14 protein-coding genes and 1 tRNA gene are annotated in these 15,229 nt (G+C 33.6%); 7 read left to right on the top strand and 8 right to left on the bottom strand.

Annotated elements, in window-relative coordinates:
- Window positions 1-6 precede the first annotated feature (6 nt).
- Window positions 7-933 carry a GYDIA family GHMP kinase gene (locus CSW08_RS15725; RefSeq protein WP_106660827.1) on the top strand — a complete coding sequence of 309 codons (927 nt, stop codon included), beginning with the start codon at window positions 7-9 and terminating at the stop codon, window positions 931-933.
- Window positions 934-977: 44 nt separating this feature from the next.
- On the opposite strand, the gene CSW08_RS15720 is transcribed toward CSW08_RS15725, so the two are convergent.
- The 6 genes from CSW08_RS15720 to CSW08_RS15690 all read right to left on the bottom strand — a co-directional run bounded on the left by CSW08_RS15720 (window position 978) and on the right by CSW08_RS15690 (window position 8,832).
- Entirely contained in the window at window positions 978-3,107 is a 2,130-nt protein-coding gene (locus CSW08_RS15720) for a peptidylprolyl isomerase (RefSeq protein ID WP_106660826.1), read from the bottom strand.
- 182 nt (window positions 3,108-3,289) lie between these two features.
- Window positions 3,290-4,582, bottom strand: a complete 1,293-nt coding sequence (locus CSW08_RS15715; RefSeq protein ID WP_106660825.1) for a hemolysin family protein — start codon at window positions 4,580-4,582, stop codon at window positions 3,290-3,292.
- A gap of 260 nt (window positions 4,583-4,842) precedes the next feature.
- Window positions 4,843-5,397, bottom strand: a complete 555-nt coding sequence (lptC, locus tag CSW08_RS15705; RefSeq protein ID WP_106660824.1) for an LPS export ABC transporter periplasmic protein LptC — start codon at window positions 5,395-5,397, stop codon at window positions 4,843-4,845.
- The gene (locus CSW08_RS15700; protein ID WP_106660823.1) at window positions 5,394-6,758 is read right to left on the bottom strand and encodes a hypothetical protein; all 1,365 of its coding nucleotides are present in this window, start codon (window positions 6,756-6,758) and stop codon (window positions 5,394-5,396) included. The genes lptC and CSW08_RS15700 overlap by 4 nt, the downstream gene beginning before the upstream one ends.
- 26 nt (window positions 6,759-6,784) lie before the next feature.
- Window positions 6,785-8,104: a hypothetical protein gene (locus CSW08_RS15695; RefSeq protein ID WP_106660822.1), complete on the bottom strand. Its 1,320-nt coding sequence runs from the start codon at window positions 8,102-8,104 to the stop codon at window positions 6,785-6,787.
- The gene (locus tag CSW08_RS15690; protein ID WP_106660821.1) at window positions 8,104-8,832 is read right to left on the bottom strand and encodes a type III pantothenate kinase; all 729 of its coding nucleotides are present in this window, start codon (window positions 8,830-8,832) and stop codon (window positions 8,104-8,106) included. Before CSW08_RS15690 ends, CSW08_RS15695 begins: the two co-directional genes overlap by 1 nt.
- Before the next feature lie 257 nt (window positions 8,833-9,089).
- Between CSW08_RS15690 and CSW08_RS15685 the strand changes: the two genes are divergently transcribed.
- Window positions 9,090-9,162: transfer RNA gene (locus CSW08_RS15685), tRNA-Phe, on the top strand.
- A gap of 37 nt (window positions 9,163-9,199) precedes the next feature.
- Here the strand turns inward: CSW08_RS15685 and CSW08_RS15680 are convergent.
- Entirely contained in the window at window positions 9,200-10,189 is a 990-nt protein-coding gene (locus CSW08_RS15680; RefSeq protein ID WP_106660820.1) for a type I phosphomannose isomerase catalytic subunit, read from the bottom strand.
- 159 nt (window positions 10,190-10,348) lie between these two features.
- On the opposite strand from CSW08_RS15680, the gene CSW08_RS15675 reads away from it, so the two are divergent.
- From CSW08_RS15675 to CSW08_RS15655, 5 genes are all read left to right on the top strand, one after another.
- Entirely contained in the window at window positions 10,349-10,684 is a 336-nt protein-coding gene (locus CSW08_RS15675; protein ID WP_106660819.1) for an arsenosugar biosynthesis-associated peroxidase-like protein, read from the top strand.
- 133 nt (window positions 10,685-10,817) lie between these two features.
- Window positions 10,818-11,873 carry an arsenosugar biosynthesis radical SAM (seleno)protein ArsS gene (gene arsS, locus CSW08_RS15670; protein ID WP_106660818.1) on the top strand — a complete coding sequence of 352 codons (1,056 nt, stop codon included), beginning with the start codon at window positions 10,818-10,820 and terminating at the stop codon, window positions 11,871-11,873.
- Between the two features lie 11 nt (window positions 11,874-11,884).
- Window positions 11,885-12,532 (top strand): TIGR04282 family arsenosugar biosynthesis glycosyltransferase, encoded by a 648-nt coding sequence (locus CSW08_RS15665; RefSeq protein ID WP_106660817.1) that lies wholly within the window; start codon window positions 11,885-11,887, stop codon window positions 12,530-12,532.
- A 27-nt stretch (window positions 12,533-12,559) separates the two neighbouring features.
- The gene (locus CSW08_RS15660; protein ID WP_106660816.1) at window positions 12,560-13,372 is read left to right on the top strand and encodes a purine-nucleoside phosphorylase; all 813 of its coding nucleotides are present in this window, start codon (window positions 12,560-12,562) and stop codon (window positions 13,370-13,372) included.
- Window positions 13,373-13,445: 73 nt separating this feature from the next.
- Entirely contained in the window at window positions 13,446-14,339 is an 894-nt protein-coding gene (locus tag CSW08_RS15655) for a sterol desaturase family protein (RefSeq protein ID WP_106660953.1), read from the top strand.
- Here CSW08_RS15655 and CSW08_RS15650 read toward each other — a convergent pair.
- Window positions 14,336-15,067, bottom strand: coding sequence for a metallophosphoesterase family protein (locus tag CSW08_RS15650; RefSeq protein WP_106660815.1), 732 nt, complete (start codon window positions 15,065-15,067; stop codon window positions 14,336-14,338). The genes CSW08_RS15655 and CSW08_RS15650 overlap by 4 nt on opposite strands.
- Window positions 15,068-15,229: the final 162 nt, after the last annotated feature.

Here is a 15,229-nt window from a genome sequence, read left to right as displayed (position 1 = left end):
TTCAATATGAAAAATGACCTTTACTACAGTAATGGAAAACTTTTAATCTCGGGCGAATATCTTGTGCTTGATGGTGCTATATCATTAGCGATTCCGACTAAATATGGACAATCTTTAATAGTTGAAATTATAGATGACCGAAAAATTATTTGGAACAGTTTTGATGAACAAAATCATGTTTGGTTTGAACGTGAGTTCGAATTACATGCCGATGAGATGCTGAAACCAGTTCAGCATGACAATATAGCCCATAAAATTGTTCAAATTTTAAATACTGCCAAAGTATTAAATCCGGCATTTTTAAAATCTACCAATGGTTTTAAAATTTCAACAATCTTAACTTTCCCAAGAAATTGGGGACTGGGCACCTCATCTACATTAATAAATAATATAGCTCAGTGGGCACATGTAGATGCTTATATGCTCTTAGAAAAAACGTTTGGCGGCAGTGGTTACGATATTGCTTGCGCACAACATAACCATCCTATTTGTTATCAGTTGGAAAATGGCAACCCAATGGTGGAAAAAGTTGAATTCAACCCTTCATTTAAAGAACATCTTTATTTTGTGTACTTGAATAAAAAACAAAACAGCAGAGATGGGATTTCAAAATATAAAGAAAACAGGGGAAATATAAAGGCTTCCATTATTGATATTAATAATATAACAACTCATATGGTTTCTTGTAAATCGTTAGAGGATTTTGATAGTTTGATTCTACAACACGAACTTATGATTTCAAACATTATAAAACAACAACCCGTAAAAACCATTTTATTTCATGATTTTAACGGACAAATAAAAAGCCTTGGTGCTTGGGGAGGCGATTTTGTAATGGCGACATCTAAAACTAATCCAACAGCCTATTTTAAGGCCAAAGGATTTGAAATTGTTATCCCTTACATTGATATGGTACTAAAAAATAACCCATAAAAAAAGCCCCAATTATGAGGCTCATTTTATATATGTTTGGCATTCTATTGAATTTGCGTTTTAGCTCTATTATCCTCAATATCTGCTGATTCTTTTAAGGCATCATATAATTTTGAAGACACCACATTTACTTTTGCTTGCTCCACTCTATTAGCGGCCGCTTGGTAAGTATCCAACTTAACGGCTGGTTCCGCTTTAGTGACTTGAACCATATAAACACCAAAAGCTCCATCAATTAATTTAGATGTTTGACCTTCTTTTAAACCAAATGCGGCACCTACAACCAATGGCTCTCTTCCTGCTCCAGAAATAGTTGGGTTCTTCATATTGATGGCAGATGCGGTTCTTACCGTGGTGTTCTCAGCAGTTGCTAAAGCCTCTAAATTAGTTGCCTTTACTCTATTTCTAATAAGTTCGGCTTTTTTCTCTCTCCTTATAATTGGTAAAACGGTAGCGGTAGCCTCCTCCACACTCATGAGTCCTGCTTCATGTTTTGCAACTAATTGTGTAATAGCATAACCATTGGGGATACTAAATCTTTTAACGTCTCCTACTTTAGCTTCATCACTAAAAGCCCAGCGTACTATAGGTCGTTGGCTCCCTATTCCAGGAATATTTTCATCTAAAACTTTAATACCATTTACTGGACGCACGGTATATTTACTCTCTGATGCTACAGCGTCAAAATCTTTACTGCCAATAGCAATTTCGAAATTTGATGCGTTTCTAAATACGCTATCTATGGTTTCTTCTGAAGGCTCTATCTTTTTGGAAATTGTCGCCACTTGAACTACTTTACTTTGCCCTTTTTGACCTAAAACTTCAATAATATGAAAACCAAAAGCTGTTTTAACAACTCCTAAGTCTCCTGTTTTTCCCTCAAACTCAAAGGCATTAAATTCCGTAACCATGGTGTTATAGGGATGCCAATCGTACTCACCTCCATTTTCAATACTTCCAGTATCGGATGAATAATCATTAACAAATTCAGGGAATTTAGAACGATCTTTTTTAACAACAACCAATAAGCTATCTGCAAGAATCTTAGCTTGTTCTTCGGTTCTTGTAACACCTGCATCTGCGCTTGCAGAACCTAAAAAGGGAATTAATATGTGTCTAACTTTTGCAGAATCCGGAACTTGTTTAACTGCTATTAATTTAGATATTTTAAAATTGCCATTATCTTTATAAGGGCCGTAAATTTGTCCAACACTTAGATTAAAAATACTATCTGCTGCTACCGTTGGTAATGACGATTTATACAGAAAACGATCATCAAATTTAATATCGGAATTAGCATTTACATAGTCTTCATTGTCTGTTGTATTCAAAAATCCTGTTACGGTTTCACTGGCTTTAAGTCCTTCATTGTATACCTCTCTGTCGTTTAACAAGGCTTTAAGTTCTTCTTTAATAACATTTTCGTCCTCAACACTAGCTTCTTCTTTAAACTCGACATATTTAATATCTGTTGAAGCTTCCACTTCGTATTGTTTTTCATGTTTTTTTATGTAATCTGAAATATCTGATTTTGAAACAACAACAGTACTATCAGCAATTGACGAATAAGGAACTTGAACATATTTTACATCTACTTTATTGCCTTCTAATTTATGTTCTAATTCGCCTTCAGCCAGTGTGCCTGTTAAACCAGCTTTAACCATATTAAAATAGTTTTGCTGCAAGGCGCTAGACGCTAAAGTCTTTTCATAGTTAACCCAACTTAGAAAACCTTCGGGCGATGTTTCTTTTAAATTGGCTATATATTCGTTTAATTTATTCTCGTCAAATAACCCTGCTTGGTTTAAAAACTCAGGACTGCTTCCTAAAGCTGTTCTTAAAACATCACGCATTTGGTCTTTTTCAACGGTCATTCCCAATTTTTCAAATTGAGTTTCCATAATGGCTTTTCTCACTTCTTGATCCCAAATACTATTTATCACTTGGTTATTGGTTGCACTTGCTCCAGCTTGTCTTTGGGCAGCCTCTACTTTTTGTAAAAAATCATCTCTCGTGATATCTTTACCATTTACAACCCCAATTGTGTTTTGTGATTTCGCTGAAGGTGTACCTATATTTCTAATAACACCGTCTAAAACAAACGCAAATAATGCTAATGCTATAATAATTATTAAGAAAAGTGAACGTTGTCTAATTTTATTTAAAACTGCCATCTGTCATTTAAATTTTTATAAAATCCTTTTTGGGGATTAACTTGTTAAAATCAATTAAAATTGAAAATATAGAAATGTTTTATTATTTCTATATTAATGAAAAAATATAGTGCGCGAAAATACTATTTTCTATTTAATAATAAAAGCAGAAAGACGCATTAATTATGTAATGTTTTTGGAAATCAATCTTCTTCCAAAATTTTAAGTTCTACCAAATCTATTTTAGTGTTAGATGCTTGTAAAATTGTAAACTGAAACACGTCGTTTATAATGATTATCTCACCTTGCAGAGGTATCTCTTCTGTCTCATTAACGATCAATCCGCCAATGGTATCATAATTTTCACTTTCAGGCAAATCGATTTTATAGGTTTCATTTACATAATCTACTTCCAAACGGGCTGAAAACTTATATAAATCAGTCTCCATTTTTTCTTCAATCAAGTCAATGCTATCGTGTTCATCTTCAATTTCACCAAATAATTCTTCCACAATATCTTCCACGGTCATAATCCCCGAAGTCCCTCCGTATTCATCTAAAACCACAGCAATACTTTTGTGCTTTTTTATTAAAATATTAAGCACTCCGTGAATAAAAACCGTACCTGGTACAAACTCTACAGGATGCAATACCGATTTTATGGTTTTTGGTTTTTTAAACAATTCAAAAGAATGCACATATCCTAAAATGTCATCAATGTTGTCTTTATAAACCAATATTTTTGTACAACCCGTTTCAGTAAAAAGGGCATTTAGTATTTGGATGCTTTCATTAACTTCTACAGCAATTATTTCGGTTCTGGGCACCATAACGTCTCTTGCTTTTAACTCGGAGAACTCTAAGGCATTTTGAAATATTTGAATTTCGGTATCCATCTCTTCATGTTCTTCAACAGACTCCATTTGCTCGCTTATATAATTGCCCAATTCTACTTTTGTAAATGCCAATTGTATTTGATCGCCCTCTGTTTTAAATAAATGCTTTAAAACAAAATCGGATATCCATATAACAAAATCTGATAAAAACGTGAATAATATATAGAAAATATAAGCAGGGACAGCTAATATTTTGAGTAACGAATTTGAATAAATTTGAAAAAATACTTTGGGCAAAAATTCAGAGGTAATTAAAATAAGCAAGGTTGATAAAACAGTTTGCGTTAATAAACTTAAATCGTTTAACATATAATTTAAAAACCCAGACGATGTTGGCAATATGGAGTGAAACCAACTCACTAGCAAATCGCCCATAAAAAACCCATAAATAACCAACGCTATATTATTACCAATAAGCATGGTGGTAATATATTTTGAAGGTTTTGCAGTAAGTTTGGTTAATATTTTAGCCAGAATACCTTCCTGCTTTTTTTCAATTTCTATATGGATTTTATTTGAAGATATATAGGCAATCTCCATGCCCGAAAAAAAAGCGGAAAGAATTAATGTGATAATGATAATTAAAACATAAACACTCATTTATTTTGAATCGTTTTTATTATCATATTTTTTATTGAATCGTCTTCTGAAGAAAAATATAAAAACTGCTAATCCCGCCAAGGCTAACGAGACATAAGATTTATTATGGCCCCAATTAATAATCGCGTCATATAAAAAAAGCCCAGCAAAAACTAAATAGGCATATTGAAAAAACTTGGTAAATTGCATATATGATTTTTTTTTGTAGCGTAAAGATAAGGAAAAAAGTATGTTCTAGGCGGCGTTAGTGTAATCTACAATTATTCATCAACAGTAATAAGACCATCTACTTCTAGAACTTCGGCATTGGTGAATTTAGAATTAGAATCGAATCCTTTACCATTTATTTTATCAAATCCCATTCTAAAAATTACAGGTTTATTGGTAAAGAGCCATTCCTTATTTTGGTCGTAATACAATTGTTCTGCAAACAAGGTGTCTTTTTTATAGGTTGACAGTTTTACGTTACCTTGCAAATCTAAAAGATCTGTCTTCGAATATGAAATAGCGTAATCAGCCACCACAACACTTTTATTGTTGTCTTCATCAAAAACCTCCAAATAAATGCCTTCTGGGAACTCTGTAAAGGGAAAATCCCTATTGCCATAGTCTAGCATTTTAGAACTAATAAGAATGGCCTTTACCCTACCAGAATCGGTATATTTTAAATTAATGGTATCTGCAACACCAATGGGCTCATTTTCTGAAATACCAATTTTTTGGACTTCTTTAAAGTTGTCTTTACATGAAAAAAACATAGTCACAGTAATTACTGTGACTATGTTTAGAATAGTATGTTTTTTAAAAAAAATCATTTTAGTTTTGGCACTGTAACAGAAGCCCCAATCCAACAACCTATATTAATGGTTTGACCGTCATTACCAGCACTAAATATATCTTGATTAGAAGGAGCTCTACCCATATAACTTTCTACATATTTTGCACCTGCACTACCAGCTTTTCTAGCTTCTTCTGCTGCTAACCAATACACAGCCCTCTTATTAAATTGAGTATCACCACAATCATTAGCACTTGCTGCATACATAGCGGCAATCAATAAATAAGGATTCACGTTTGAAGGGTTAAATTTTAAAGCATTTCTATAATACCCTCTTGCTTGTGCATATCTACCTTTAGCTTTAAGTTTTGAACCAATTAAGCTATATAATTTGGCTTTTTCAAAATTATCTGTTTGTAAACTAATGGCTTGCTCATAAAATTCAATGGCCTCATTAGGTTTATTCTCCTTATCTTTTAATATCCCCAAGAAATAAGCGGATCTAGCCGATGGACTCAAATCATGGTAGGCATTAACAATTGAAAAGTATAAAGGACTATCAGTACATTCTTTTTCAGACATTTTACCAGCTGCTCTTTGTAACCAAAGTGCATTTGCCTTATTTTGTTCAAAGCCTTTTTCATATAAAGGAACTAAATTTTCACAATTGGCTCTTTCTCCTAATATACCATCAATACTACCAGAAATTAATTCATAATTAGCTAAGCTACCTTGATAGAAATTTTTAAACTGTTCTTCTCTACTGGTCAATGCCGTACCTGCTGTTTCTTTTTCAATAAGAACATTTAAATTTTCAGAAAAGTTTTTAACTTCTTCTTCAATTTTTTCTACAATATCATCGTATTTATTAAATAGGTCTTCAGCTGGTTTAGTACCTGCATCATATAAAACTACCATTAACGAAAAATATGTATATAAACTTTTTGGATCGGTAAATGTTGCTTTATCTGCATTGTAAGCTGCATCAAAACAGTCATATAATTCTTGGTCTGTTTTATTTAAAACATCCTTGTGATCATACATTAACTGACATCCTTTAGCAGCCCAGAGTCCTTTAGGTGTATGGCTAGCAAAATGCTCAGCTCTCTCATCATAAAGTTTTACAAGGTCATTTAAAAAAGCTACCTTTTCGGCTCCTGCAGAATTATCAATTTTATGCTTAAGAATATCTTCCCCATACACAAAAGTGGCTCTATTATATTTAGGGTTTCTTTGTCTTAACTCCATAAATGGTTTATATGCTGCATCATAATTCTTTGCTTTAGCATTGTCTGCCATCATAGACAAAGCCAGCATATCTTCTTCATTCTGCTGAGAGAAACCAATATTTAACCCTAAAAAGAGCAGTGTGAATAATAATGTAATGTTCTGTTTCATGATATTAAATTTATACGATATTATTGTTAGTTGTATTTACTTTTTTCAAACCATCTATCGTTCAAAGATAAACTTATTTGAAAATTTATAAAATTCTCTTGTATTAAATTGCTGTTAGTTGTACCACGCTTACCAATTTCAAAACCTAAGTTAGCATTAGAGAACATAGTTCCTACTGGTATGCCTACTCCAAAAGATATGCCAAACTCATTAATTGATTCGTTATTTATATTTAAACCTGTTTTTTCATAATGCAAACCGCCTCTGTAAACCAATCGCTTAAAATAACTTGACATGGAAGTTTCAAAAGAATCATAATCTGGTATGTAAAACCCTCCTAAAGAATAAGAGAAGCTATCTTCGTAAGTTGTACCGCTATTACTATATAATGCATTATAAAAATCACTTGTATTTTGCGAAGCAAATTCTGCCCCTACAAACCATTTTCTAACTTCTCCAATACCAAAGCCTAACGAGAACTTAGATGGCAGCACTAAGTCTGTTTGCTTAAGACCAATGGCATCTAAATCAAAATCTATTGTGTTATTTACAGATTCTAACCCTGTTGACGATACTGTAATTGTTGAAAAAGACCTATCATTATTTGAAGTTAAATTACTTTCTGGGGTATAAGTTATTCCAGTAACCAACTCTAATTTTTTATTTAACATCGTTTTATAGGAAAGCCCTAAATTAATATTCAAGCCACTTAAATCTGATCTATTATTCTCACGGGATTGAATAAGCACCGGAACTCCATCATCATCATAAAGAAACTCAATAGCACTATTTTGAATAGTACCAAAGTTATAATGGGCATCAATACCCACACTCAGTCCTTTTTTTATTTGATACCCTAACCCAAAAAACACTTTATTTAAACCACCCTGTCCGTTAAATCTATTTGAAATATCGCCATTATTATTTAAAGTTTCTAATCTGTAACCAACAGAAGTATATGGCAAAAGCCCAAAGCCTACCCCAAATTTCTTCATAGGAAGCGATATGGCAATATAATCAAACGATGTACTTGATGAATTATCGCTACTGCTACTGCCCTTTAATCCAACACTGGAATGGCTTCCTCCTACTGAAAATTTAACCGGTCTACTTTCATTATTATAATAAAATAAATTATCTGTCGCATAAGATGCCGGGTTTCTTAAGTTTACATGAATACTATCTGTATAAATACTTAGACCGCCCATACTTCGGTTTTCTACTGTACCTTTAAACTTTAAACTTCCAATTCCATAAAACGAATAAGGTGATGCCGTACCGCGCTGTTGCGCATAAGATTGAAATGTTGAAACCGCAATAAAAACCAATACCAGTTTTTTAATCATTAGTTTGAATTAAATTGTAAAATATAGTTCAGTCCCTCCAAAAGAAAATTGGAGTTGGCAAATATGCTACTTTTTAATTGTTTAGACAAGAAATTAGCATCACCACCTGTTAAAATAATTGTTAAATCTGAATATTTTTGTTGGTATGTTTCAATATTACCGTCAATTTCCTTTAAAACACCATTAATAACTCCTGAATGTATTGAACTATTTGTGGAGTTTCCAATAATGTTTTCGGGTATTTCTTTCTCTAACAACGGTAAATTTGCCGTTAAATTATGCAACGATTTATAACGCATAGAAATTCCTGGAGAAATGGCCCCTCCTAAATAGTCATTATTAGCGGTCACAAAATCGTAAGTTATACACGTACCGGCATCAATAATAAGCACATTATTATTAGGAAAATGCTTCATTGAAGCCGAAACCAGAGCTATTCTATCTAAACCCAAAGTGTTTGGTGTTTCGTATAGATTTACAAAAGGGACAGTGGTTTTGGAATTTAACTCAATTAAATCAAAGTTTTTCTTTAAGTAAGCAAGGTCTTTTTCTTTTAATTTCCCTACTGAAGATATTATGGCCTTTTCTATATTGTTATACTCTTTCCTTAAAATATCTATATGTTTTACAATAACATCTGGTTTAATATTTTTTTTAACTACCAACTCATTTCCTTGAAATACAGCTAGTTTCACAAAAGAATTACCAATATCAATTATTAAATTCATCTTTAAAAGTAAAGTCGTAAAAATACAAAACGATTAAACAATAATTATCGTTAATTAAAATATAATTCAACTAGAAAATGGTGCCTGGCAAACAAATAACGACCGATAATTAAATACGAAACCATTTTTTACAAATTTTCCTTTGGGAATAATAAAAATGAATATATATTTGCATCCGCTTTGGCGAGGTACCTTAGCTCATCCCGATAGCTATCGGGAGGTAGAGCAAAGTATTTACAAAAACGCTTAAGTTGAATGGTACCTTAGCTCAGTTGGTAGAGCAAAGGACTGAAAATCCTTGTGTCCCTGGTTCGATTCCTGGAGGTACCACAAAAAATCCCGAAACTTAATTGTTACGGGATTTTTTTTATAAGGAAACTTCTAGTATCCGTGATTTCATTTCCGCTTTAAGCTTAACATAATCAATCGCTGCTGGCAATAAAATAGTTTCCCCCTTATTTAAATTGAAAGTCACATTAGCGTATTCTAAAACAGCATTGCCTTCCACACACATATATATAACGAAAGAATCTAAGTGTGAATAATCCATTTTCATCTCGCCCTCTATTTCAATAATATTGGTTTTAAAATAAGGGGAATGTACCAACTCACATGATGTGTTAATTTCAGCCGTGTAATTGGTTTTATAAGTATCATAAAAATTATAATCAATGGCATCTACAGCTAATGCGGTATGCAATTCTCTTTTTTCACCTGTTTTAGCTTCAACCCTATCATAATCATAAATTCTATAGGTAATGTTTGATGTTTGCTGAATTTCTGCCAACAACACACCAGCACCAATAGCATGAACGCGGCCTGTTGGAATATAAAACGCATCGCCTTTAGTTACTTTTTCGATATTCAAAATATCGGTCACCGTAGAGTTTTCAACATGCTTCACATAGTCTTCTTTTTCAACTTTCTTATTAAACCCTACAATTATTTCAGCGGCTTTATCGGCTTGCATAATGTACCACATTTCATTTTTTCCAAAAGAATTATGACGTTCCTTAGCTAATTCGTTACTTGGATGTACTTGAATGGACAAGGGTGTTTTGGCATCTAAGAATTTAATCAGCAACGGAAACTCTTTGCCAAATTCTTTATAAACTTTACTTCCAACAAAACGTTCTTTATAAGTTTCAATTAAATCCCTTAAGGTTTTACCTTCCAACACACCACAAGACACTCTTGTTTCATTAGCTTCAACATCCGAAATTTCCCAAGACTCTCCAATAAAATCTTCGTCATACTCTTTATTAAGAACCGTTTTTAACTTATCTCCTCCCCAAATGCGATACGTATAAATTGGTTGAAATTTTAAAGGGTATAACTGTGTAGCATCTAATAACATGACGGAAAATTTAATTCATTTATTTAAAACACAAAAATACCATAGACATAGGTTTAATCCTAATTAGATGACAAATAAAAACAATCTTTTATGTTAAGTTGTTTTCTTTTTTTCGACCTAAGCAATTAGATTTTTATCTTTAGAGCAAAAATATACATCATGCAAAAAACCTATTACGACCCGGCCGATTTAAAAAAATTTGGTAAAATATCTGAATGGAATGAAGAATTGGGCGCAAAATTCTTTGACTACTACGGAAAGGTATTTGAAGAAGGTGCACTTACCGAACGTGAGAAATCGTTGATTGCCTTAGCCGTATCCCATACCATTCAATGCCCATATTGTATTGATGCTTATACAGGCGATGGATTGCAACGAGGCATTACCAAAGAAGAAATGATGGAAGCCTTGCATGTTGCTGCTGCCATAAGAGGCGGCGCATCGTTGGTTCATGGTGTGCAAATGATGAATAAGGTGAATAAACTGGATATGTAATTAGGCTGAAAAAAATAATGACGGAAGACAAATGACGGAAGACAGAAGCTATAAAACTGTGAAACTTAGGTACTATGTGCCTTTGAAACTTTGAAGCTTTGAAGCTTTGCCACTTTGAAACCTTAAAATTTTTATGATTAAATCCCTACATAAACGCGAAAGCGAACTTGCCAATAGCAAGCGACAACTTGAAATTTTATCAAATGGTATTTTTCAAAAAGGAGCATTGCCTACATTTAAAGAACAACTTTCTAAAAGCAATCAATTTCCGGTAAAAGCAAAGAAACTTGAAATCCTTCAAATAAACGTTGGCTATATGTGCAACCAAACTTGTTCGCATTGCCATGTAGATGCAGGTCCAGACCGTAAGGAAATCATGACTCGCGAAACCATGCAACACATTTTAGAGATTATAAAGCAAACCTCTGCACATACTCTGGATTTAACTGGTGGTGCACCAGAAATGAACCCTAATTTTAGATGGTTTGTGCAAGAAGCCAGTAAAATTGGCATCAAGGATTTTATAGTGCGTTCCAATTTAACCATCATTACCGCCAATAAAAAATATCATGATTTGCCTGAATTTTTTAAAAAACATCATATTCACGTCGTGAGTTCTATGCCACATTGGACCAAAGGAAAAACCGATAAGCAACGTGGCAACGGTGCTTTTGATGCGTCTATTACAGCTTTAAAAATGTTAAACGCTATTGGTTACGGGATGCCAGACAGTAATTTAAGATTGGATTTGGTTTACAATCCTACAGGGGCGTTTTTGCCAGGGAATCAATCGTCATTGGAAAAAGATTTTAAAAAGGCTTTGAAAGAAGATTTTAATCTTCAATTTAACAAGCTGTTCGCTATCACGAATTTACCAGTCAGCCGTTTTTTAGATTATTTAATGGCTTCCGATAATTACGAAGATTATATGTACGCTTTGGTAGAAGCCTACAATCCAGCCGCCGTGGCAAACGTGATGTGCACCAATACGCTATCCGTAAGTTGGGATGGGTATTTATACGACTGCGATTTTAACCAAATGCTTGGATTACCAGTTAATAGCAAAGCAAAACATATTTCAGAATATAATGAAGACTTGTTAGAAGGACGAGACATTGTAGTTTCCCAACATTGTTATGGATGTACCGCTGGTGCTGGAAGTAGTTGCCAAGGTAGCGTAGCTTTATAGAAAGGAAGAATATGAGTATTTTAATTAATAATGATAATACTGACAATCCAGACATGGTTGACGATTTTCATTTTCCAACGTCTAAAAACGCATTAATAATCTTTATCAGAAATCCAGAACTTGGTAAATGTAAAACCCGGCTTGCCGAAACCATAGGCAACGAAGCCGCATTAAAAATATACAAACAGTTACTACTACATACGTCCGATGTTACCAAAAGTATTACGGCAGATAGATTTGTATTTTATTCTGAAGCCATTCAAAAAAACGATATTTGGGAAGATGCTATTTTTAGAAAAAAATTACAATCAGAAGGTGACTTAGGCGTGAAAATGGAGACTGCTTTTTTAGAACTATTTCAAATGGGTTACGAAAAAGCAATCATAATTGGTAGCGATTTATTCGATCTGAAACCACTTCATATCAATTCAGCATACCAAGCTTTAAATACCCATGAGGTTGTTATAGGCCCTGCCAAAGATGGCGGTTATTATTTATTGGGACTCTCTAAAATGAACGAATCTCTTTTTAAAAACAAACCATGGAGCACTTCTAATTTATTGGAAGAAACTTTAAATGAGTTAAGAGAAAACAATATCAAATTCACTACTTTAGAGACATTAAACGACATAGATACTTATGAGGATTTAATAGCTTAAAATGGTAACAAAAAATCAAAAAAATTAATGATTAAAGATATAGCAGAAACCGTAGACTACCTGCACGGCAAAGGTTTTGAAAACCCCGAAATTGGTATCATTCTAGGTACTGGCCTAGGGCAACTGGTTAATGAAATAGAAATATTAAAAGAAGCTAGTTATAATCACATTCCAAACTTTCCGACAGCAACCGTAGAATTCCATAAAGGCAAACTTATTTATGGTATTTTAGAAGGTAAAAAAGTCATCGTCATGCAAGGACGTTTTCATTTTTACGAGGGCTATTCGTTACAAGACGTGACATATCCCGTTCGCATTATGGAAAAATTAGGCATAAAAACCTTATTGGTTTCCAATGCCGCAGGTGCCATCAATCTTAATTTTAAAAAAGGTGAACTCATGCTTATTGAAGACCACATCAATCTTCAAGGAAACTCCCCTTTGGCTTTTAAAGGGGTAGAACATTTAGGCGAACGTTTTGCCGATATGAGCGCGCCGTATGATGCCGATATCAATTTGAAATTCAAATCAATCGCCAAAGCAAATGACATAAAATTGCACGAAGGTGTTTACGCCAGTGTGGTTGGTCCGCAATTGGAAACCCGCGCCGAATACCGCATGTTAAAAATTTTAGGCGCCGATGCCGTAGGCATGAGTACGGTACCAGAAATTATTGTTGCGAACCATTTAAAATTAAAAGTCGCCGCTGTTTCTGTTTTAACTGACGAATGCGATCCAGATAACCTGAAACCAGTGAATATTACTGAAATTATTGGCATGGCAGAAAAAGCAGAACCAGACATGATCACACTTTTTAAAGAACTTATTAAAACATTATAAATTTGGCGTGTGGGGAATGAAAATTTGTTCCTACTTAGTTAAAAATAGATTCCTGCCTTCGCAGGAAGTTATTATGGAAAAATATATTGATGTCATAAAAAATGCTTATTCTGGTTATTGGAATTACCTCAAGCATGAGCTGATTTCCATCAACCATTGGGACAACTATTTTTATGGTTTAATCATTATTTCATTAGTGGTTTGGATTCTTGAAATTTTCTTTCCTTGGCGAAAAAACCAAGCTGTTTTTAGAAAAGATTTTTGGTTGGACACCTTTTATATGTTCTTCAATTTCTTTTTACTTAATCTAATCGTCCTGATTGCACTTTCAAATACAGCTGAAGCTATTTTTAATGATATTTTAAACATTGTGGGATTATCCATGTCTAGTTTTCAATTGGTGGACTCAAACCATGTACCTCAATGGCTAGGCTTGTTTATCTTTTTTCTGGTAAACGATTTTGTACAATGGAACATACATCGTTTACTGCACCGAGTACCATTTTTATGGAACTTTCACAAAGTGCACCACAGCGTTAAAGAAATGGGGTTTGCCGCCCATTTGCGTTACCATTGGATGGAACCAGTTGTTTACAATTCGTTGCGCTATATTCCGCTAGCCATTATTGGCGGATTTAATGCGCAAGATGTAGCTATTGTCCATTTTTTTAATATCGCCATTGGACATTTGAATCATGCCAATTTGGGTTGGAATTATGGTGTTTTTAAATACATTTTTAATAACCCAAAAATGCATATTTGGCATCATGCCAAACAACTTCCAAAGCATGCCAAATATGGTATTAACTACGGACTCACTTTAAGTATTTGGGATTACCTTTTTAAAACCAGCCATGTCCCATACGATGGTCGTGATATTGAACTAGGTTTTGATGGCGATGAGGATTTCCCGAAAGATTTTATTAACCAGGAACTGTATCCACTTAATAAAAAGCATAGTCGCTAAATTTTATTTCGACCCATTTCGTTTGGGTACAATGTTTTTACAACATCACTTTGAAAAAAGGTTTTGGTATCGATATTCATGCCTGTAAGTTTTCCATAAAATGTAGCACCCGTATCTACATTCCAAACATTGGCAGCATGCATAGGTTCGTAAGAATTAAAATTGATGGTTGGGGTATGACCTATAAAAATTTCGCTATAATTTTTTAATCGATTTGGGTATAATTCTGAATGGACACCTATATTTTTATCCAGAGCCAAAGCCATTTCCCAAAGTGTTCGGTCAAAATAAAACGTCTCTCTAAAAACTTCTTTCTCTACACCATGCATGGATGTAAAACCAGCATGAATGAATAATCTATTTTTATCATCTATAAAATAAAGTGGCATATTTTGAAAAAATTGTAGGTGCTGTTCTTTGTCTTCTTTAGAAAAACCCATATAACTTTCCATGGTTTCTTTGCCACCGTGCATGTACCAAGTGGGATTAACGTCATCGGATTTTAACCATTCTTCGCACCAAACATCATGGTTTCCTTTAATAAAAATACAGTTTATCTTTTCTGAAAGCTCCATGACAAACTGAATCACTTGAGCCGATTCGCTCCATCCATCCACATAATCACCCAAAAAAATAAGGGTGTCTTCATCTTGTATTTCCAACTTATTCAATAGCTGAATCAATGCTTTTAATCCGCCATGAATATCACCAATAACAAACGTATTCATCTGTTTTAATTTAATGTTTTAATATGGTCAGATGCAATGCCTTTTGTATACTGTGGGTTGGTTTTTAAATTTGGCAATAGGCATTTCATAATCTATTTTTTGCAAAACTAAGAGATATCGTTGAGAATGATAAATTATGGGGTTAAGTTTATATTAAAAATG

The organism is Confluentibacter flavum (assembly GCF_002843175.1).
Lineage (GTDB): Bacteria > Bacteroidota > Bacteroidia > Flavobacteriales > Flavobacteriaceae > Confluentibacter > Confluentibacter flavum.
This window is presented reverse-complemented; position numbering and strand designations above follow the sequence as displayed.